This window comes from Petralouisia muris (assembly GCF_004793545.1).
In the GTDB taxonomy this organism is placed as follows: domain Bacteria; phylum Bacillota; class Clostridia; order Lachnospirales; family Lachnospiraceae; genus Petralouisia; species Petralouisia muris.
Genome location: NZ_SRYA01000018.1, coordinates 55,379 through 75,671 on the forward strand (window position 1 = coordinate 55,379; position 20,293 = coordinate 75,671).

General features: G+C 42.7%; 28 protein-coding genes. 21 read left to right on the top strand and 7 right to left on the bottom strand.

The features are described from left to right. The first annotated feature begins 1 nt into the window (after position 1). The 15 genes from rplN (at position 2) to infA (ending at position 7,582) form a co-directional block, all read left to right on the top strand. Positions 2-370 carry a 50S ribosomal protein L14 gene (gene rplN, locus E5329_RS10610; protein ID WP_135989520.1) on the top strand — a complete coding sequence of 123 codons (369 nt, stop codon included), beginning with the start codon at positions 2-4 and terminating at the stop codon, positions 368-370. A gap of 11 nt (positions 371-381) precedes the next feature. Beyond that, on the top strand, positions 382-693 hold the full coding sequence (rplX, locus tag E5329_RS10615) for a 50S ribosomal protein L24 (RefSeq protein WP_135989521.1): 312 nt from the start codon (positions 382-384) through the stop codon (positions 691-693). Positions 694-716: 23 nt separating this feature from the next. Next, a complete protein-coding gene (gene rplE, locus E5329_RS10620; RefSeq protein WP_135989522.1) occupies positions 717-1,262 on the top strand; it encodes a 50S ribosomal protein L5 in 546 nt (181 codons plus the stop codon). Between the two features lie 13 nt (positions 1,263-1,275). Further along, positions 1,276-1,461 (top strand): type Z 30S ribosomal protein S14, encoded by a 186-nt coding sequence (locus tag E5329_RS10625; RefSeq protein ID WP_005424988.1) that lies wholly within the window; start codon positions 1,276-1,278, stop codon positions 1,459-1,461. A 26-nt stretch (positions 1,462-1,487) separates the two neighbouring features. Then, entirely contained in the window at positions 1,488-1,889 is a 402-nt protein-coding gene (gene rpsH, locus E5329_RS10630; protein ID WP_135989523.1) for a 30S ribosomal protein S8, read from the top strand. A gap of 12 nt (positions 1,890-1,901) precedes the next feature. Then, a complete protein-coding gene (gene rplF / locus E5329_RS10635; RefSeq protein WP_135989524.1) occupies positions 1,902-2,441 on the top strand; it encodes a 50S ribosomal protein L6 in 540 nt (179 codons plus the stop codon). 19 nt (positions 2,442-2,460) lie between these two features. Then, positions 2,461-2,829 carry a 50S ribosomal protein L18 gene (gene rplR, locus E5329_RS10640; protein WP_135989525.1) on the top strand — a complete coding sequence of 123 codons (369 nt, stop codon included), beginning with the start codon at positions 2,461-2,463 and terminating at the stop codon, positions 2,827-2,829. Positions 2,830-2,846: 17 nt separating this feature from the next. Further along, entirely contained in the window at positions 2,847-3,356 is a 510-nt protein-coding gene (gene rpsE, locus E5329_RS10645) for a 30S ribosomal protein S5 (protein ID WP_135989526.1), read from the top strand. A gap of 14 nt (positions 3,357-3,370) precedes the next feature. Beyond that, positions 3,371-3,553: a 50S ribosomal protein L30 gene (rpmD, locus tag E5329_RS10650; RefSeq protein WP_135989527.1), complete on the top strand. Its 183-nt coding sequence runs from the start codon at positions 3,371-3,373 to the stop codon at positions 3,551-3,553. A 23-nt stretch (positions 3,554-3,576) separates the two neighbouring features. Beyond that, positions 3,577-4,017, top strand: a complete 441-nt coding sequence (gene rplO / locus E5329_RS10655) for a 50S ribosomal protein L15 (protein WP_135989528.1) — start codon at positions 3,577-3,579, stop codon at positions 4,015-4,017. Continuing rightward, entirely contained in the window at positions 4,017-5,339 is a 1,323-nt protein-coding gene (gene secY / locus E5329_RS10660; RefSeq protein WP_135989529.1) for a preprotein translocase subunit SecY, read from the top strand. Before rplO ends, secY begins: the two co-directional genes overlap by 1 nt. 189 nt (positions 5,340-5,528) lie before the next feature. Next, on the top strand, positions 5,529-6,173 hold the full coding sequence (locus E5329_RS10665; RefSeq protein ID WP_135989530.1) for an adenylate kinase: 645 nt from the start codon (positions 5,529-5,531) through the stop codon (positions 6,171-6,173). Positions 6,174-6,176: 3 nt separating this feature from the next. Continuing rightward, positions 6,177-6,950, top strand: a complete 774-nt coding sequence (map, locus tag E5329_RS10670; protein WP_135989531.1) for a type I methionyl aminopeptidase — start codon at positions 6,177-6,179, stop codon at positions 6,948-6,950. A gap of 122 nt (positions 6,951-7,072) precedes the next feature. Continuing rightward, on the top strand, positions 7,073-7,345 hold the full coding sequence (locus E5329_RS10675) for a KOW domain-containing RNA-binding protein (protein ID WP_135989532.1): 273 nt from the start codon (positions 7,073-7,075) through the stop codon (positions 7,343-7,345). An 18-nt stretch (positions 7,346-7,363) separates the two neighbouring features. Then, positions 7,364-7,582: a translation initiation factor IF-1 gene (gene infA / locus E5329_RS10680; protein ID WP_016303566.1), complete on the top strand. Its 219-nt coding sequence runs from the start codon at positions 7,364-7,366 to the stop codon at positions 7,580-7,582. A gap of 137 nt (positions 7,583-7,719) precedes the next feature. Here the strand turns inward: infA and E5329_RS10685 are convergent, their stop codons facing one another. The 3 genes from E5329_RS10685 to E5329_RS31660 form a co-directional block, all read right to left on the bottom strand. Continuing rightward, the gene (locus tag E5329_RS10685; protein WP_135989533.1) at positions 7,720-9,939 is read right to left on the bottom strand and encodes a polysaccharide deacetylase family protein; all 2,220 of its coding nucleotides are present in this window, start codon (positions 9,937-9,939) and stop codon (positions 7,720-7,722) included. A 156-nt stretch (positions 9,940-10,095) separates the two neighbouring features. Continuing rightward, positions 10,096-10,446: a tyrosine-type recombinase/integrase gene (locus E5329_RS31655; RefSeq protein WP_330572089.1), complete on the bottom strand. Its 351-nt coding sequence runs from the start codon at positions 10,444-10,446 to the stop codon at positions 10,096-10,098. Continuing rightward, positions 10,443-10,676, bottom strand: a complete 234-nt coding sequence (locus E5329_RS31660; RefSeq protein ID WP_330572090.1) for a site-specific integrase — start codon at positions 10,674-10,676, stop codon at positions 10,443-10,445. Before E5329_RS31660 ends, E5329_RS31655 begins: the two co-directional genes overlap by 4 nt. A 160-nt stretch (positions 10,677-10,836) precedes the next feature. On the opposite strand from E5329_RS31660, the gene E5329_RS10695 reads away from it, so the two are divergent. The 5 genes from E5329_RS10695 (at position 10,837) to E5329_RS10715 (ending at position 17,366) form a co-directional block, all read left to right on the top strand. After that, positions 10,837-12,747: a hypothetical protein gene (locus E5329_RS10695; RefSeq protein WP_135989534.1), complete on the top strand. Its 1,911-nt coding sequence runs from the start codon at positions 10,837-10,839 to the stop codon at positions 12,745-12,747. 28 nt (positions 12,748-12,775) lie between these two features. After that, positions 12,776-14,239, top strand: coding sequence for an MBOAT family O-acyltransferase (locus tag E5329_RS10700; protein WP_135989535.1), 1,464 nt, complete (start codon positions 12,776-12,778; stop codon positions 14,237-14,239). Positions 14,240-14,312: 73 nt separating this feature from the next. Further along, the gene (locus tag E5329_RS10705) at positions 14,313-15,698 is read left to right on the top strand and encodes an alginate O-acetyltransferase AlgX-related protein (RefSeq protein ID WP_168356581.1); all 1,386 of its coding nucleotides are present in this window, start codon (positions 14,313-14,315) and stop codon (positions 15,696-15,698) included. A 5-nt stretch (positions 15,699-15,703) separates the two neighbouring features. Then, positions 15,704-16,654 carry a ubiquitin-like domain-containing protein gene (locus tag E5329_RS10710; protein ID WP_168356582.1) on the top strand — a complete coding sequence of 317 codons (951 nt, stop codon included), beginning with the start codon at positions 15,704-15,706 and terminating at the stop codon, positions 16,652-16,654. 364 nt (positions 16,655-17,018) lie between these two features. Then, on the top strand, positions 17,019-17,366 hold the full coding sequence (locus tag E5329_RS10715; protein ID WP_135989538.1) for a hypothetical protein: 348 nt from the start codon (positions 17,019-17,021) through the stop codon (positions 17,364-17,366). Between the two features lie 357 nt (positions 17,367-17,723). Here the strand turns inward: E5329_RS10715 and E5329_RS10720 are convergent, their stop codons facing one another. The 4 genes from E5329_RS10720 to E5329_RS10735 form a co-directional block, all read right to left on the bottom strand. Next, positions 17,724-18,110 (bottom strand): hypothetical protein, encoded by a 387-nt coding sequence (locus E5329_RS10720; protein WP_135989539.1) that lies wholly within the window; start codon positions 18,108-18,110, stop codon positions 17,724-17,726. Between the two features lie 573 nt (positions 18,111-18,683). Beyond that, positions 18,684-19,139, bottom strand: coding sequence for a hypothetical protein (locus E5329_RS10725; protein ID WP_135989540.1), 456 nt, complete (start codon positions 19,137-19,139; stop codon positions 18,684-18,686). A gap of 145 nt (positions 19,140-19,284) precedes the next feature. Next, entirely contained in the window at positions 19,285-19,605 is a 321-nt protein-coding gene (locus E5329_RS10730) for a hypothetical protein (protein WP_135989541.1), read from the bottom strand. Between the two features lie 152 nt (positions 19,606-19,757). Continuing rightward, positions 19,758-19,952 (bottom strand): hypothetical protein, encoded by a 195-nt coding sequence (locus tag E5329_RS10735; protein WP_135989542.1) that lies wholly within the window; start codon positions 19,950-19,952, stop codon positions 19,758-19,760. A 203-nt stretch (positions 19,953-20,155) separates the two neighbouring features. On the opposite strand from E5329_RS10735, the gene rpmJ reads away from it, so the two are divergent. Further along, positions 20,156-20,269, top strand: a complete 114-nt coding sequence (rpmJ, locus tag E5329_RS10740) for a 50S ribosomal protein L36 (protein WP_073105013.1) — start codon at positions 20,156-20,158, stop codon at positions 20,267-20,269. Positions 20,270-20,293: the final 24 nt, after the last annotated feature.

Below are 20,293 nucleotides of genomic sequence, written 5' to 3' on the forward strand. Positions count from 1 at the left end.
CATGATTCAACAGGAAAGCAGACTGAAAGTAGCCGATAATACAGGAGCAAAAGAATTACTCTGCATCCGTGTTATGGGCGGTTCTACAAGAAGATATGCGAATATTGGAGATATCATCACTGCTACGGTTAAAGATGCAACACCAGGTGGTGTTGTTAAGAAAGGCGATGTGGTAAAAGCTGTAGTGGTTCGTACAAAAAAAGGCGCCCGTCGGAAAGACGGTTCTTATATTAAATTCGATGAGAATGCGGCTGTCATTATCAAGGATGACAAAACCCCGAGAGGAACCCGTATCTTTGGGCCGGTTGCAAGAGAGCTTCGTGAGAAACAGTTTATGAAAATTGTTTCCCTGGCTCCGGAAGTATTATAGGAGGTGCAAAGATGGCAATGATGAAAATTAAAAAAGGCGATTTGGTAAAGGTGATCGCTGGAAAAGATAAAGACAAAGAAGGCAAAGTTCTTTCTGTCAACAGGAAAAACCATACAGTACTGGTAGAGGGAATCAATATGGCTACCAAGCATACCAAGCCCAGCATGACAAATCAGCAGGGCGGCATTGTGCACCAGGAAGCTCCTCTTGATATTTCCAATGTGATGTATCTGCACAAGGGAAAAGCCACACGTATTGGTTTCAAAATGGACGGAGATAAAAAAGTACGTTTTGCCAAATCTACAGGTGAAATCATTGATTAATTCAGGAGAGGAGGTTCATTCAGTTGAGTAGTAGATTAAAAGAGATTTATCAGAACGAAATCGTAGATGCTCTGATGAAGAAATTTGAATATAAAAATGTCATGCAAGTACCGAAGATTGAAAAGGTAGTCATCAACATGGGCGTTGGTGAAGCGAAAGAAAATGTAAAGCTCCTTGACGCCGCTGTAAGCGATCTGGAAACCATTACCGGCCAGAAAGCAATTATTACAAAAGCAAAGAAGTCTGTGGCTAATTTCAAAATCAGAGAGGGGATGCCCATTGGATGCAAAGTTACATTAAGAGGTGACAAAATGTATGAGTTTGTTGACCGCTTAATCAATCTGGCCCTGCCCCGTGTCCGTGACTTCAGAGGCGTGAATCCTAACGCATTTGACGGAAGAGGAAACTATGCACTTGGAATCAAAGAGCAGTTGATTTTCCCAGAGATTGAGTATGATAAAATTGACAAAGTCCGCGGTATGGATGTTATTTTCGTAACTACAGCAAAAACAGACGAAGAAGGCCGTGAATTGTTGGCGCAGTTCAATATGCCATTTGCAAAACAATAAGGAGGGAATTTCAATGGCAAAAACAGCAATGAAAATTAAACAGCAGCGCAAGCAGAAATTCTCTACCAGAGAATACAGCCGCTGCAGAATTTGCGGACGTCCGCATGCATATTTAAGAAAATACGGAATCTGCAGAATCTGCTTCCGTGAATTAGCTTATAAGGGACAGATTCCAGGTGTTAAAAAGGCGTCTTGGTAAGGGCCGGTAAAGGAGGAAAATATATCATGACAATGAGTGATCCAATCGCAGATATGCTTACAAGAATCCGTAATGCAAATACTGCTAAACATGATACAGTTGATGTTCCGTCTTCCAAAATGAAGATTGCAATTGCCAACATTCTTGTAGATGAAGGATATATTGCAAAGTATGACATTGTAGAAGACGGAAGCTTTAACACAATTCGCATTACCTTAAAATACGGTAGTGACAAAAATGAAAAAATTATCACAGGGCTTAAGAGAATTTCCAAACCGGGACTTCGGGTTTATGCCGGCAAAAATGAAATTCCAAAGGTTCTTGGCGGACTTGGAATTGCAATTATTTCCACCAATCAGGGTGTTGTAACCGATAGAGAAGCAAGAAAATTAGCAGTAGGCGGAGAAGTATTAGCTTATGTATGGTAAGGAGGTACGGGCATGTCACGTATAGGAAGAATGCCAATCGCAGTACCTGCAGGCGTTACTGTAGATATTGCAGAAAATAATCATGTGACAGTGAAGGGTCCCAAGGGAACTCTGGAAAGAACCCTTCCAACAGAAATGGAAATTAAATTAGAAGGTTCTGAAGTAACTGTAACAAGGCCAAATGATTTAAAGAAAATGAAATCACTCCACGGCCTGACCAGAACCCTGATTAACAATATGGTAGTTGGCGTAACCAACGGCTACACCAAGGAACTGGAAGTAAACGGCGTTGGTTACAGGGCATCCAAATCCGGGAAAGACTTAACCTTGAATCTGGGATATTCCCATCCGGTTGTTATGACGGATCCAGAAGGTTTGGAGTCTAAAGTAGAAGGAAATAAAATCATTGTTTCCGGTATTGATAAAGAAAAAGTTGGCCAGTACGCAGCAGAAATCAGAGCTAAGAGAAAACCTGAACCATACAAAGGAAAAGGTATCAAATATGCTGATGAAGTTATCAGGCGTAAAGTTGGTAAGACTGGTAAAAAATAATTAAAGGAGGAACACAAAAATGGTTAATAAGAAATCAAGAACTGAAGTCCGGATGAAAAAGCACAGAAGAATCCGTAATCGTTTCTCCGGTACCGCTGAAAGACCGCGTTTGGCAGTGTTTAGAAGCAATAACCATATGTACGCGCAGATCATTGATGATGATAAGCAGCATACACTTGTTTCCGCATCTACACTTCAGAAGGATGTAAAGGCTGAGCTGGAGAAAACCAATAACGTAGAAGCGGCAGCGCATCTTGGAACAGTAATTGCGAAAAGAGCGCTGGATAAAGGCATTACTACAGTTGTCTTCGACAGAGGCGGATATATCTATCAGGGAAAAGTCAAGGCTTTAGCCGATGCGGCAAGAGAAGCCGGGTTAAACTTTTAATAGGAGGAGACAAACACATGAAACGTACAATCATTGATGCTAGTCAATTGGAATTAACAGAAAAAGTGGTATCAATTAAACGTGTAACGAAAGTTGTAAAGGGCGGACGTAACATGCGTTTTACAGCTTTGGTTGTTGTTGGTGACAGCAATGGTCATGTAGGTGCAGGTTTAGGGAAAGCAACTGAAATTCCTGAAGCAATCCGTAAAGGAAAAGAAGACGCAATCAAGAAGTTGATTTCTGTAAAATTAGATGATAACAGCAGTATTACACATGATATTACCGGCAAGCATACCGGTGCATCCGTATTACTGAAAAGGGCTCCGGAAGGTACTGGCGTAATTGCGGGCGGTCCTGCACGTAGTGTATGTGAGCTTGCAGGCATTAAAAATATCCGTACAAAATCCCTGGGCTCCAATAATAAGCAGAATGTAGTGCTTGCTACAATCAATGCTTTAAGTCAGTTGAAATCTCCAGAAGAGGTAGCAAAACTCCGCGGTAAATCTGTAGAAGAGATACTCGGTTAAGGAGGACATGGAAAATGGCAGAGAAATTAAAAATTACACTTGTAAAATCTACAATCGGCGCTGTGCCTAAGAATCGTAAAACCGTAGAGGCGCTGGGGTTGAGGAAATTAAACCATTCGGTGGAAATGCCGGATAACGCAGCAATCAGAGGTATGGTCAGACAGGTCAGACATTTAGTAAAAGTAGAAGAAATCTAAGAAAAACGTAAGGAGGTGTCAAAATGGACTTATCAAATTTAAAACCGGCAGTGGGCTCTAAACACAGTAATAATTTCAGAAGAGGCCGTGGACATGGTTCCGGAAATGGTAAGACAGCAGGTAAGGGACATAAAGGTCAGAAGGCTCGTTCCGGCGCACCGAGACCTGGTTTCGAGGGCGGCCAGATGCCATTATACAGACGAATTCCAAAGCGTGGATTTACCAACAGGAATTCCAAAGACATTGTAGCAGTCAATGTAAATGTACTGGAAGTATTTGAGAATGATGCAGTTGTAACGGTAGAGACTTTAATAGAGCAGGGAATCATCAAAAATCCAAGAGATGGCATTAAGATTCTCGGAGATGGTGAACTTACCAAGAAACTTACCGTACAGGTAAATGCCTTCAGTGCAGGTGCAAAAGAAAAGATTGAGGCTCTTGGTGGAAAAGCAGAGGTGATCTAATGCTGGAGACACTCCGTAATGCATTTAAAATTAAGGATATCAGGAACCGTATTTTATATACGTTAGTAATGATGGTTGTCATCAGGTTGGGGTCACAGCTGCCTCTTCCCGGTGTCAATTCGGAAGTGATTTCCAACTGGTTTGCCTCAAACCAGGGAGCGGATTCACTGAATTTCTTTAATGCAATCACCGGTGGATCTTTTGAGCAGATGTCAGTGTTTGCATTGAACATTACACCGTATATCACATCCTCCATTATTATGCAGCTTCTTACCATTGCGATTCCTAAGCTGGAAGAGATGCAGAAGGATGGGGAAGACGGAAGAAAGAAAATAGCAGAGATTACCCGTTATGTAACAGTTGCACTGGCATTGATTCAGTCTATTGCTATGGCAATTGGATTTGGCCGGAGCGGCTATTTGGATAAATTTGATGCGCCCCATGTAATTATGATGGTAACAGGGTTGACAGCAGGTTCCGCTGTATTGATGTGGATTGGTGAAAGAATCACAGAATACGGTGTGGGAAATGGTATTTCCATCGTATTGGTAATCAATATTATTTCCCGTATTCCGGAAGATTTGATGACGCTTTACACTCAATTTATCGCAAATGCGCCCAATGTAGGAAATGCAATTATTGCGGCTGCAGTTATCATTGCAGTGATACTGATAACGGTTGTTTTCGTCATTATCCTTCAGGATGGTGAGCGCAGAATTCCGGTACAGTACAGTAAGAAAATTCAGGGACGCAAGCAGGTAGGCGGCCAGTCTACGCATATTCCTCTGAAAGTAAATACAGCAGGCGTGATCCCGATTATTTTTGCCCAGTCAATTATGCAGTTCCCGGTTGTAATTGCAACCATCATGGGGAAGGGCAATGGAACCGGAATTGGAAGCAAGATCCTTCATGGATTATCCCAGTCTTATTGGTGTGATCCGGAGCAGCCCATTTACAGTATTGGTCTGCTGGTATACATCGTACTGGTAATTGCTTTCGCATATTTTTATACCTCCATTACCTTTAATCCGTTGGAAGTTGCCAATAATATGAAGCGGCAGGGCGGATTTATTCCAGGGATCAGACCTGGAAAGCCAACCAGTGATTATTTAACAAAGATCTTGAACTATATTGTATTTATCGGAGCAGTAGGGCTTATGATTGTAGCTGTGATTCCAATTTTCTTTAATGGAGTATTCAGGGCAAATGTATCTTTCGGCGGCACATCTATTATCATTATTGTAGGCGTTGTAATTGAAACTCTGAAGCAGATTGAATCTCAGATGCTGGTACGTTATTATAAAGGATTTTTAAATGATTAAGTAAATGACGCTATGCCGGAGTTGTCTTTTTGCAGGACGCATGGCGGTTATGCAAAAATTAGGAGGTGTCATATGGCATCTCCTATGGTGCATTTGTTTTAGAAAGCAAAGGCCGGCTGTTTCGCTGGCAGAAAACCGGCTGGAAAAAGGAAAGCATTGTTCGCAGCACGAAAAGAAGGAGGAGCTAGTATGAAAATTATTATGTTAGGAGCACCGGGAGCAGGAAAAGGTACACAGGCAAAACAGATTGCAGATAAATATTCTATTCCGCATATTTCCACCGGAGATATTTTCCGGGCAAACTTAAAGGCAGGGACAGAATTGGGAAAGAAAGCCAAAGAATATATGGATCAGGGGCTTTTGGTGCCGGATGAACTGACCTGCGATTTGGTGATGGATCGTATCGGACAGGATGACTGTAAGAATGGATTTGTATTAGACGGATTTCCAAGGACAATTCCTCAGGCAGAAGCATTAGATGCTGCGCTGGCAAAAATCAGCCAGAGCATGGATTATGCCATTGATGTGGATGTTCCGGATGAGAATATTGTCAACAGGATGTCAGGAAGGCGCGCATGCTTAAACTGCGGAGCAACTTATCATATCGTTTCCATTCCGACCAAAGTGGAGGGTGTATGCGACCGCTGCGGCAATCAGGTAGTGCTGCGTGACGATGATCAGCCGGAAACCGTAAAAAAACGTCTGGATGTTTATCATGAGCAGACACAGCCGTTAATCGACTATTATAAAAAACAGAATATATTAAAAACTGTAGATGGGACTCAGCCAATGGAGAAAGTATTTGATGCCATTGTGGAAATTTTAGGAGCGTAGAAAATGTCAGTATCAATTAAATCTGCCAGAGAAATCGAATTAATGCGGGCAGCAGGAAAAATTCTGGAAAAGGTTCACGAAAATCTGGGAAAGGAACTGAAACCCGGAATGTCCACGTTGGATATTGACCGTCTGGGAGAAGAAATTATCAAAAGTTATGGGTGTATCCCTTCTTTTAAAAATTATAACGGATATCCAGCTTCCGTATGTGTGTCAGTCAATGATGAGGTGGTGCACGGCATTCCTACCAAAAAGAGACTGATTCAGGAAGGAGATATTGTGAGTCTTGATATCGGCGTCATTTATAAAGGATACCATTCTGATGCAGCAAGGACCCATGGAATTGGAGAGATTTCCCAGGAGGCCGCATTGTTGATTGAAAGAACCAGGCAGAGTTTTTTTGAAGGCATTAAATATGCGAAAGAAGGAAATCATCTACATGAGATTTCAAATGCAATTGCCGCATATGCGGAAAGCTTCGGATATGGCGTCGTGCGGGATTTGGTTGGGCACGGAGTGGGAAGCCGTCTTCATGAAGATCCCCAGATACCGAATTTCACTCAGAAAAGCAGAGGTATCCGGCTGAAAGCAGGCATGACATTGGCAATTGAACCCATGATTAATGCAGGGCGTTATGATGTAGTATGGCAGGAGGATAACTGGACAGTTGTGACACAGGACGGTTCCTTGTCCGCTCATTACGAAAATACGATTTTGGTGACATCCGGGGAACCGGAAATCTTAACTCTTTCCGGCGACAGCAGCTTCCGGCAATAAAAGAAATGATAGAAACCGAAATATACTCAAGAGCATCTTTTTGAATTAGTGAAAACTTGTCAGCAAATCATTTTGTTCACGGGTATAAGAACGGAAACAGGCAGAATGAAGGAAACAGGCATATGGAGATAAAATTAGCAATTTCCAGATCGGGTCATGACAAAGACAGCATTTATGTAATTGTAAAAGAAGAAGCCAATATGGTTTATCTGGCGGATGGAAATTTAAAGCCATTGGAAAAGCCGAAAAAAAAGAACAGAAAGCATATTCAGATAATAAAAAAGCTTCCGAAAGAAATTACACAAGTCTTTACGCAGGAGAATTTTCGGAATGAAGAGATCAAACGGGCCATTAAGCTTTATCGCAAAAGTATCATGGATACCCGGCAGGTATAAAAATCAGGAGGAAACAAGATGTCAAAAGCAGATGTAATCGAAGTAGAAGGAAAAGTGGTTGAAAAATTACCAAATGCCATGTTTCAGGTAGAACTGGAAAACGGGCACCAGATCCTGGCGCATATCAGCGGAAAGCTGAGGATGAATTTTATCCGTATTCTGCCGGGAGATAAAGTGACGGTTGAAATGTCTCCCTATGATTTGACAAAAGGAAGAATCATCTGGAGAGATAAATAAGCGCTTAGAATCAAAAAGAATTTGAAAAGGGGCTGTCGGGAAATGAAATGAGCACACAATATATGGTTGTGACATTGAAAGAATCACAAGATATATTGTGGAAATCTGTCATTTCCCGACAGCCCCTTTCCGGTTTCTTACCGAAAATACTGGTATACTCCTCCGGCGGTCATTCCGCCTCTGCAGTCTGCAAGTTCGCTTACGGTAATCAACTGATAGCCCCGTCTTACCAGTTCTGGTATAATCACCGAAGAAGCTTCCGCTGTCTGCTGATACAGATCATGCATCAGAACAATATCCCCGTCGCTGATGTGATCCAGCACTGCCGCCTGCGTCCGGGCGGCGTTTCGGGTTTGCCAGTCCCGCGTGTCAATGGACCAGAGAATCAGGGGCATGCCTGCCGTTCCTTCTACTGTTCCATTATGAGCGCCTCCGGGCGGACGCATGACAATCGGGGAGACGCCGATGATATTTCGAACCGCATCATTTGTCATGTTTACCTGGCTCTGAATTTCAGCTATGCTGATTTGTGTCAGTGTCTTGTGACTGTAGGTGTGGTTGCCGATTTCACAGTGTATATTGCAGGCCCGCCGTAAAATGTCAGGATAGCTGTTTACTCTTTGGCCCACAACGAAAAATGTGGCGGCGCTGCCATGCTGTTCCAGCAGATCCAGGATGGCAGGAGTAAACTGAGAAGGCCCGTCGTCATAAGTTAAGGCCACCATCGGCCTGTTTAAATCAATCTGTCTGGTAATAACGCCATCGCCGTTGTAATAGCACATAAAGTGGGAATCCCGAACCCGGCAGCTTGTGATTCTGTTTCCCTCAGCAGTGTACGCCAGAAGTTCACCGTTGATTTCTTTTTCTACCAGTCCCTTTGACGTTACATAAATAAGTTTGTTGGATACCGTCAGGTAAAGCCCCGGGGAGTTCATTTTCACCCCATCCGGGCCAAAATAATAGTTCTTTTTCTTGATGCTTCGTATGTCATTTTTAATCAGGGTCTTACTGTTTTTTCCCAGATCATAAAATTTGCCGGAGGCAGTGTCGTACAGGTGGGTGCATTTACCGGAGCCGTTAAAATAATACTGCTGTTTGCCCACATTTTTCCATACTTTTTTCTGCTTCTGCCATTTTTCGTTGGAATAGCTGTATTGGAAAAATCTCCAGTAACCGCTCTTTTTTTCCATTTTGCAGGTAACATAGCCCTTTTTCCCGATTTGTACATAGAGGGAACCAGAACTCTTCTGCCATCCCTTTTTTGTGGTCCGCACTCCTTTGGAATTAAAATAATACAGTTTTCCATTGGAAAGCCGGCCAATTTCTTTTTTCATAGTTACCATTTTGCCCTTTTGGAGCTTTTTGCACTTTTTGGCGTCCGGGTTATAAATCCTTGTGCATTTACCCGAGCTGTTGAAGTAATACTCTTTGCCATTGACCGTTTTCCACACATCCTTCTGTATGTTCCAGGCAGCAGTCTCAAAATCGTAGTCGTAATAGCGCCAGATATTGCCGGATTTAGACATTTTGGCAACGATATCACCCTGGTCGCCAGTTAGATAAAGCTCAGAGGAAGACAGCTTTTTCCATCCCGGAGCAGTTTGACGGATGCCGTTTTTGTTGAAGTAATAGAGACGGCCGTCGCTTAGGTGATGAACAGATTGTTTTACGGGGAGCATTTGTCTGTTGCTGCGGACAGAAAGCTGCTGGGTCTCTGTGTCATAAATCATGGTGCAGTTTCCGTAGGTATCGAAGTAATATTGTTTTGCCAGAACTGTTTCCCAAAGCTCTGTTTGCTTTGCCCAGAGGGCGGCTTCTGTATCATATTGGAAAAATTGCCAGCCGTCGCCAGATTCTTCCATTTTGGCTGTCACATATCCCTGGCTGTCCACACAGAATTTTCCGGCGGGCAGCTCTTTCCATCCGGGTTCAGTGACAGGTTTTCCTTCTATATACAATATGTAATGGCCGTCCTGCAAGATTAGCCCGTCTGGTATCTCCATCTGCTGGGGGGAAGATTCTCCTTCGGCAGAGGATATTACGTTTTCCGGGTCTGTGGAAAACTCATCTTCCAGTGTGGAATTGGTTTCATTCAATTGCTGCAGAGGAGCGCTGTCTTTCTGAGGAACGGATGGATCCGTCTGCTGTCCTGAATTATCTTCTGGAGAAACAGTGCCGTTCGTCTGCTGTCCTGTGTTTTCTTCAGAAAGAGCAGTCTCCTTTGTCTCACGTTCTGTCTCTGCAGGATTTGCTGTGGCAGCGTGGGCTTTTGCAGGCATGAAAATGCAGAACATGGCAAGTAAAAGCAATAATCCTGTTTTCCCAACATGGCGTTTCTTCTTCTGAGTAAAACTCATAATGTCATCTCCTTGTAAAGTAGTGTTTGGATATATTTTACCGTAAAGTAAAAAATGTAACCTTCTATTGACAAAGGTTACATTCAGACCATACAGTATATATCGGCAATAATTGTTAATATTTTATACCTATGGAAAATTTTGTTGAAAAAGCAGTTAAAGATTAAGCTGGCAAAAAACATGATCCTTATCCTCCTGATCGATGCATAAATAACGTTTGGTAATCTGGTAAGAAGAATGATTAAAAATAGCCATAAGAAGAGCCGGCGAGGTTCCGTTTTTCCATGCATGGTAACCGAAGGTTTTTCTCAGGGAATGGCAGCTGATATGCTCTGTAAGATGGGCATAATCTGCGGCTTTTTTGATAATGCGGTATGCTTGTTGGCGGCTGATAGGGGCAGACTTGTTTTTCTGGCCGGCAAATAAATATAGATTTTCACTGGCCGGCTGCTGACTTTGTCTGAAAGCATCCAGGGCTGTAATGGCTGTATGGTTCAAGGCAATCATTGTCTCTTTATGGGTTTTTGCTCCGTTAAAAGCAAATGGGAGCGGTACTTTTTTCTTTCAAAATCATATACCATCCCCCAGGTAATTTGTAAAATGTCCCCAATGCGCAGCGCAGTATTCAGGCCCAGGGTAATTAGTGTGTAGTTGCGCAGATTGGGGCGTACGGTAAGATAATATTCTTTTAGTTCTTTTAATTGACAGGTTTCCCGGATCGGCTGTGTTTTACTCATAATTCATTTTCTCCTTTGTACGTGTTATTTCTGAACAGTTCCTTACGATGGAAATCAGAGACTTTCATAGCAAATAAGGCTGTCAGATAAAATAATTATGTAAAATGTAACCTTTGTCAATAAAAGGTTACATTTCATAATAAAGTGGGAGGAAAAATTTATGCAGAAAAAGAAAATCGCAGCCCGCATTTGTGCATTTTCGCTGGCAGCAAGCCTTTTTGCCGCTGATACACTGCCTGCTTTCGGGGCAGCGGCGCCGGGAGAACCTGCAGGAGAAACGCAGGAAGCGGAAGAGGAGCCTGCAGAGGAACAAGTGACTTCAGAGGAAAATGCGGAAGAGGGAAACAATGCTGAGTCAGAGAAGAACATGCCGGAAGAAGAGCTGACTAAGCCGGGTGCAGAAGAAGAGTTAGAAAAGCCTGGCGAAACAGAGCCGGAAATTTCGGATGAAATCGAAGAAAAGCCGGAAATTTCGGATGGAACCGAAGAGGAACCGGAAGTCTCGGATGAAACAGAGCCGGGGCAAGTGTTTTTTTCGATTCCGGAACCAAGAGAAGTTCAGGAAACCGAACCAGGTACACAGGAGAACAAAGACGGGCTGATCTATGTGGATGGCGTGCTTTACAGCGGTTATTATATGGATAATACCGGCATTTTATATCTGGTATCCAATGGAACCGCAGAACCGGTAAGTGGAATGGTCAGCGAAGGAACGGAATATTACAGCAGCGTTGATCAGAAGGTAACGAAGCTGTCCGGGCAGACGGTGTTTGTGGAAGGAAAGGCATATACAGGATATTATCAGGAGAATGATATTTTGTACACAGTTTCCAATGGAACAGCAGAAGTAAAAACCGGAACTGTGGGCAAAGGAACCAAATACTATAGCTGTAAGGATCATGGAATCATGGCGCTGCCGGAGCAGACAGTATTTGTGAATGGAAAAGTGTATACGGGGTATTACCTGGACAGCAGAGATAAGATGTACAAGGTAAAAAAGGGAATACGCACCCTTCAGACCGGAATGGTGAAAGCAAAAACCCAGTACTACAGTTATAAGGAAGGAAAAACAAGAAAGATTTCTAAAAAGACACTGTATGTAAAGGGAAAAATCTATACCGGGTATTACATGAACAGTGAAAAGAAACTGTATAAGGCAAAAAAGGGAATCTGCACCCTTCAGACCGGGACAGTGAAGGCCGGAACCAAATATTATAATTATAATACAGGAAAGAAAAAGAAGCTGTCAAAAGATACAGTATATGTGAAAGGGAAGGCGTATACGGGATTCTATCTGGACAGTAAAAAGAGGATGTATCACGTAAAAAAAGGAACCCGCGCCCTTCAGACAGGAATCCTGAATAATGGAACAAAATATTATAACTATCAGAAAAAAAAGACGAAGAAATTGTCAAAAGACACGTTATATGTTCAGGGAAAAATCTATACAGGTTATTATTTGGACAATGGAAATATTATGTACAGCGTAAATAATGGTACATGTACTCCGGTCAATGCAGCCCTGAACGCAGGAACTGGCTATTACAGCTTTCACGAAGGAAAAATGACAGCGCTTTCTAAAACGACTGTATACATAAATGGAAAAGCTATGGAAGGGATGAGTCCGGAATCTCTGGCAACCCTTCAAAGAGCCCAGGCAGTTGTGGCTGGCGTCACAAATGACAGTATGACAAGGGAAGAAAAATTGAGGGTTTGCTTTGATTATGTGAAAGAGGCTTATTCTGAAATCAAACCGAGAATTCCTCATTATCTGGGTATGGACTGGCCGGTAATTTACGCCAATGACATGTTTGTAAATGGAGCTGGAAATTGCTGCAGTTATGCGGCTGCTTTTGCGTATATGGCAAAGGCCATTGGATATGAAGAGGTGTATTGCTGCAACAGCGGCGGCCATGGATGGGCTGAGATTGACGGATTGGTATATGATCCGGAATGGAGCAAGTGGCATCATGTGTATAATTACTATGCCCTCAGCTATGATACTCCCACGGATCAGGACTATAAGGGCGCCATCGGAGCCAGAAAGCCCTGGATGCGCATAAAAATCTGACAGAAGTTTTTGCAGCAAAGGAGAAAAAATGGTTTTCAGTTCATTGGTATTTTTATGCATATTTTTTCCGGTGGTATTTTGTCTGCACAGTGCAATTCCTTCTACAAAAGCAAGAAATGCCCTTCTGATTCTGGCAAGTCTGCTCTTTTATGCTTTTGGGGAACCGGTTTATGTGATTTTGATGGTAATAAGCGCCTTTCTCAATTATCTGTGCGGGCTGCTTATGGGAAAAGTTGGCCAAAAGGCTGCGCTGATAGCAGCAGCGGGAATTAATATCGGTATTTTATGTGTATTTAAGTATACCGGATTTTTTATAACAACAATAAACAGTCTGCTGCGCTTAAACATAAACGTTCCTCAGATTACTTTGCCTGTTGGAATATCTCTTTTCACATTTCAGGCATTGTCTTATGTAATTGACGTCTGCCGGGGACAGGTGGAGGTTCAGAGAAATTTCGGTAAGGTGCTGCTGTATATCTCTTTTTTTCCCCAGTTGATTGCAGGGCCGATTGTAAAATACAGGGATATTGCCCTTGAGATTGACAGCCGAAGCGTGGATCTGCGGGAGGCAGCCTTTGGTCTGAGACGCTTTATCTGCGGTCTGGCCAAAAAGGTATTGATTGCCAATACTATGGCTGTGACTGCGGATCAGGTATTTCAGCAGGGGATGGATTCCTTAAATATCATAAGCTCATGGCTGGGGGCAATTGCCTATGCCATGCAGATTTACTTTGATTTCAGCGGATACAGCGATATGGCAATTGGGTTGGGCTGGATGTTCGGCTTTCATTTCAAAGAAAATTTTGATCACCCCTACGGTTCTCTTACCATTAAGGAATTCTGGCGGCGCTGGCATATTTCTCTGTCTTCCTGGTTTAAGGAATATGTGTATATTCCTCTGGGCGGCAATCGGAATGGAAAAGTCCAAACGGGGCTGAATAAAATGATTGTGTTTTTCCTGACCGGGCTCTGGCATGGCGCCAACTGGACTTTTGTGGTTTGGGGACTGTTCCACGGGGCGTTCAGTTTTTTTGAGGAATTTGTTCCTTCGCTGAAAAAACTGCCCCGTGGTTTGCTGCATGTGTATACCATGCTGGTGGTGACAGTAGGATTTGTTATTTTTCGGTCAGATACCTTAGGGTATGCGCTTCTTTATATTGGAAAAATGTTTACAGGGTTTGAGTTTTCAGCAGCCTCCATGTCTTTTGTGTGCCAAGAGATGACGCCGTTTTTTATTGCCATGTTGGCAGCGGCCGTAATTGGGTGTGCTCCCATCTGCTTTCTTACCGGAAAAATCTATGCTTTATCCGAAAAAGAGGGATCTGGGGCAGACCCAGAGGGAAAGAAGCCTTTTGTAAGATTAAAAGCTCCATTGGAGAGTGACAGCTTTGTGCAGACAGTCTTGTATCTGGCAGCATTTGTTCTGCTTTTGTGGTGTATCCTCAGGCTGTCGGGAGGTTCCTATAATCCTTTTATCTATTTCAGGTTTTAGAATGACAGCAGGTTATTTCTATGACCTGTCTGAAAAAGCGAATGGCTGTCTGTGCACAAAGAGGAGAATATATATGAAAAAACATTTGATATTTATGATCGCCTGCCTTGCGGTCTGTCTGCTGCCCTTTGCAGGGATGGCTGTGCATCCCACCACAATAACCACAGAAAATAAGGCAATGTCTGAGTTTCCGGAACTGAAGACAGAGGAGGGAGTCTGGAATTCAGATTTTTTTCAGGAGTTTGAGGAATATTTTAATGAGCATTTTGCATTCCGCAATGAACTGGTTTATGCTGACGCAAAGATTCAGACTTCTGTGTTTCAGGTTTCCAATGTGGATACCGTGATATATGGAACGGACGGGTGGCTGTATTATACATCCACCCTGGAGGACTATCTGGGAACAGGAAAAATGTCAAATCGGCAAATCTACAATCTTGCCCATAACCTTTCTCTGGTCTGGCAGTATGTAGAGGAAAAGGGGAGTGATTTTCTCCTGGCAGTTCCTCCTAATAAAAATACATTGTATGGAGAACATATGCCTTACTATGATTCTTATATTGTGGATCAAGTACATAATGTGGATTTGCTGGCGCCGAAGCTTGCTGCGATGGGAGTTCCTTATGCAGATTTGACAGAATTGTTCCGGAATGAGGATGAGGTTCTATATTTAAAGCGGGATTCTCATTGGAACGGAAAAGGGGCTGTTTTGGCCTATAACTGCATTATGGATGCTCTGGGATATCTCCATGAGGATTATAAAGACACTTCCGTTACCCGCACGAAAGACGAGGACGGCGACCTGAACCGGATGCTTTATACCTTTTATGGGGAAAAGGAACTGAATGATAACTATGAGATAGAACAGAAGTATTTCTATGTGAATGATGTAAAAAGTGTGGAGGATGTATGGATTGAGACAAAGGGAGGAACGGGGAACGGCACATTGCTGATGTTTCGGGATTCTTTTGGAAATACGCTGATTCCGCTGCTGGCGGATCAGTTCGAAGAGGCCTGGTTTACGAAAGAAGTTCCTTATGGACTGGAAAGCCTGATGGAGCAGTATGATCCAGATACGGTTGTGGTGGAAAAGGTGGAACGGAATCTTTCTGAGTATCTTACTATGCCGCCAATTATTTCTGCCTTGGAAACGGATTTCGCTCAGACAGAGGAAGCTGTGGAATCGGATACGACGGTTTCCATGAAATCCCTGGAGTATGATTTTAATTACTATAAGATCAGCGGGAATGTGGAGGAAGCGCTTTTGAAAGAGGAAACAGACATTCTTGTCAGAATCAATGATGTCTGTTATAAAGCGTATCATACAGATTCAAATGGGTATGAAGTTTACATTAAAAAAAAGGAAATAAAGACCTGGCCGGTGGAGATTAAGGTGCTGACTAAAGATCGGGGAATCAGCAAAGTGGTTCAAACCAGACAGATAGAAGAAGGAGAATGATTACCATGAAAATAATGAAAAAAATAACACTGCTTGGCACATCTGTGTTTTTGGGATTGGGGCTGTGCGCCTGCGGGAAAGCAACAGTGCAGATCAATGACAGCGGCGTCGTTACAGAATTGGAGGTTTCTACGCCATCCACGGTGGAAGAGATTTTGGAAGAAGCGGAAATTGCATGGAAGGATGGGGATGAGGTTAGTCCTGCCCTGGATACTAAGATCACAGAAGCCGGGGAAATTGTGATTTCCAGAAAGAATACAGTGAAGCTGACGGCAGACGGAGAGACAAAAGAGGTTGTTATGGTGGGCGGAACTGTCAGTGACCTTTTAGAGCAGGAGGGCGTTACCCTTGGCGAAAAGCAGCGCGTGAATTATGATTTGGATGAATATTTAAAAGACGGAATGGAAATTAAAATCTCTTATTCCTACAGCGTTGAGGTGACCTGCGATGGAGAAACCTATGCCCGGGAGACGGAAGCCGAGACAGTCAGTGATGTATTGGAGGAATTAAAAATCACATTGGGAGAGGATGACCGCATTACCCCTGCAGTTACAGAGGCAGTTGCGGAAGGCATGAAGATTGTGGTAAACCGGGTGACCTTTGATACAGTTGTGGAAACAGAGACCATTGAGTATGAAACCGTATACGAAGATGACAGCTCCATGTCAAAAGGGCAGGAAGAAGTCAGCAAAGACGGTGAGAATGGGGAAAAACAGGTCACTTATCAGGTTACCTATGTGGATGGAGAAGAGGAATCCAGAGAGGCGGCAGAAGAAACGGTGACGAAAGAACCAGTAAATAAGGTGGTCAGAGTGGGAACTCAGGAGGAATCTTCTCCCAGCAGTTCGGGAAGAAGCGTAGTGTCGAAAAAAGCATTCTATGACTGCAACGGTTCCGGACATGGATATTACGAAATTACTTATTCAGACGGCAGTGTGGAATATGAGGAATTTTAGGGGGTTTTTCAATTCGTTTCGGCTGTAAAATGCTGCAGCGATGAAATTAATTTATTGTTTCTGCTCTGTTAGTCTGATATGACTCTTTAGGAGTTCCATCTTTTGTTCGGGCGATTTCATTGGATTGCCGTCTTTATGAGACGATGCTGCATTTTTTCGATCATCTGCTTACAAGACTACAGATCTGAAAATCTGCTGGCATAAAATCATACACAGGAACGCCCCTCTCATTCGCATTGGCGGCCGTCCACTGCTTCTCGGCGACGGCTGCAAGGTTTGCAAAGAATCTAGCCGTACGCCGGGCGTGAAAAAGCTGTGCCAGGAATCGGAGAACTCTTCAAAACCACAGTTTATGCATGGCCATATGTTTGGCGGAAATTTAAGCAGCCCCTTAAGCCATGCAATCCAGATGATCCGCAATGGGCGCGCCATTGCCCAAACTTTTTCGGAAAATGTTTATTTTGCATTGGATCGGTGTTTTCTCACTGTTCCACTGCTCATGGAACTGAAGAGACTTAATGAATCCGCCGTTTACCGTCTCCATGTCATTGCCAGGGCCAAGGCGAATTGCACTGCCTATGCAAAACCTGAGAAAAAGCCCGATCTGCGCCGTGGCCGTCCCTGTAAGAAAGGGAAATCTATCAAGGCAATGGATCTCTTTGAATCCCGCAAGCATGACTTCATAGCATCCTGCATTTGTAGAAATGATTGAACGGCGCCGTTACCTTCGGATATCTCGCAAAGGCAAGGCGTCCGAGGCAACTGTCATTGATTATCTTAAAAAACATTTTTTCGGCTTTTGTTCCTGAACCGCCATTCACACATAAGTCGATTAATTCTCAGCATGCAGGAACCGGGTTTTGAAGAAGATAAATCGGCATAATCGTTTAAATTTCTCAAAAGCGTTGATTCCTACGTATACGATACATTTCAATGTTCCAATATGCAAGCTCTATTTTAAAATAGGGTCACTTGTCATACAAAAAATTTCTACAAGCAACTATGAAAAGTTTTAACTCTCAAGAAAGAATATATATAGGAAAACAAGTAAAAAAATGACAATCCTTTATTACTGCTTGTTTTCCTTGCCCAAAATGCCAGAAGCAGCTTCCTTTCGCTCACTTTCCACATAAGCACGCATTACCTGTTCTTCATCAAACAATGTCATCATCATGTCAGCAACCTCCTTTTCCCTGCTCGATAAATACTCTTTCAGAACATCCCTGTCTTTGCAGATGTTGATGGTATTGGTAACTGCTTCCCTAGTTCGTCCATATAATTTTACTTGCTCGTCATATACTTTTGTAAAAGCGACATATTGACTAATAATATCGTTGTCCTTGCCAGCGTATATCATTTTCATCTTTACATCAATGGCGCATTTCTCTCCGCCCCAAAATTCTTCTGAAAGGGAAATATATTCTGGTTTGCTTACCCGTTTTCCGGTGAATATCACATATAATTCTGCTTTTGGCAGCTTTACTTTTTTACTGCCGTATAGGTTATCTTGGTTTCATGATACAAAAAACCATCCTATATTCAAAAGTGATTCCTCGCTTGTTCATTAGATGACACTGTTTCCAATCCTGACACATTTTTCATCAATGACACAGCTTCTGACACTAATTTTTTGTAAATTTAGGCTTTTTTATAAGAGAAGATAAAAAGACAGAATGCCGGAAATCCCCAGAAATAGACACTTACGGCACTCTGCATAGACAAATGAAAGCCATGCCATAATAAGTATCGGTAACTATGCGTTTAGAGCTTGCATCGGTTTGGAGAGTATAACTGTAGACAAGAGCAATACAATGTATGACAGTAGGGAGAATTGCAATGCCATTATAGATACGAAAAACGATATCCTTATGTTTGGCTGTAAAAATACAAAGATACCAGATAACATAAAAATTATTGGTGTTCCTTATAATATCCTGATTAGCGGCCACAGACATTTCCTTATCTTAATTCCCGATGATTCCTTTAGAATACATGAAAATGAAATAATCTTCTTCCAGGGATGCCGCGTTCAGCATCCTTTCATTGGTGATTTCCCAAATGCCTGTTCAATGGCGGTGCGCCTTCTCTGCCTGATAATGGCAGAATACAGTAAAAATGCACTGCTGGCAATCACCGACACGCAACCCACCAGGAATATGATAATGACTATGGTCTGCAGGTTGTTCATCTGGGAAGCAAACCGCTCATATCCCTCATCATCAAACGTCACTTCCAGAAGAGAAGACTCTGGAAGTTTGGAGAACTCCTCATAGAAATCATTGATTCCGCCGTTCTCTATCTGGAAAGACGCGTTATAGCCCCGCATGGGACCTATTGCAATGACATTCCTGACCTTTTCTTCTGGAACGGATGCGCTTGGGATGATAATCTCATCCAAAGCAAACTCATCCAGACTCGCGCGCTCACGTGGATTGGACGGAATAAAATCCCTTAATGGTATAATCCGCTTCATAAAACACATCATATTTTCTGCCTTCTGAAGTTAAAATGTCTGTCCGGAACATCCCGGCCACCATACCGTTTATAGATACAACATTCGCAACTGTCGGACATTCATAATCTGTAAAATACATCTGCAGCTTAATGTTTTGCCCTATCTGGAGATTATTTTATTTGGCAAATGTCTGGGAAACCAGACATACCTTGGAACCGCCGCCATATTCTTCCGGGCTGATATCTTTCCCTTCCGCAACAGCCGCCCGGCTGTCATGAAAAGGACTTAAAAGTTCCGTGCTGCCTGTCGGCGTAACAGGCGCCGCCTTATATGACAATTTTTCTATTTCATCAATGAAATTTCTCCACATTTCGCCTATGTCCGTGCTCCAGAAATCCCCATCCATTTCTCCCCAATCAAGCGTCCGATCCTTGCCCAATGATATTGTTATCGGGACATATTCAATGATGCCTATTTCTTTTGAATGCTTATCCATAACATTCCACTTTGAAAAGCAATATACTTTTTTCCAGCTTCTAAAGGCTCTGGATTTTCTTTATAATGCTCACAAAAAGAAACTGTTTTGCCTACCAGAGAAGGATTCTCATCTTCCCAATAAACTTTTTCACTTCTACTTCCACCGGACCGTTAGGAACACAGTCTTCTAATGGGGAAAATTCCATCACCAACAACGTCAAGTTGATTCAATATGTCCGCAGTTCCTATGGCGGTGAAGGTGTCTTTCATCCGGTTGATGGAATCCTGCACGCCCATCCACAGACTGCAGCCCAATGCGAAGAAAACAGTGCCGAGCATAATAATGCAGAAAAATAAAATACTCATCCACTTTTTCCGGAAAAGCTGTTTTATGCTGTTTTTCATACAATTATTTTTTACAGTAGAAAAAAATTTCTTTATTCCCTTGATTTTTCCATACTGAGATGATATAATATCTCGTGAACGCTTTTGGAGCGAGTTGTTTTTGTGTACAAAAACAGAAGGCAGGTTCAATGAAACTGTACAGACAGCAGAAAGGAGGAATTGCTGTGAAGGTAAGATCATCCGTAAAACCTATTTGTGAGAAATGCAAGATTATTAAGAGAAAAGGAAGCGTCCGGGTTATCTGTGAGAATCCAAAGCATAAGCAGAGACAGGGTTAATGCGGCGTGTTTGACAGACGCAGA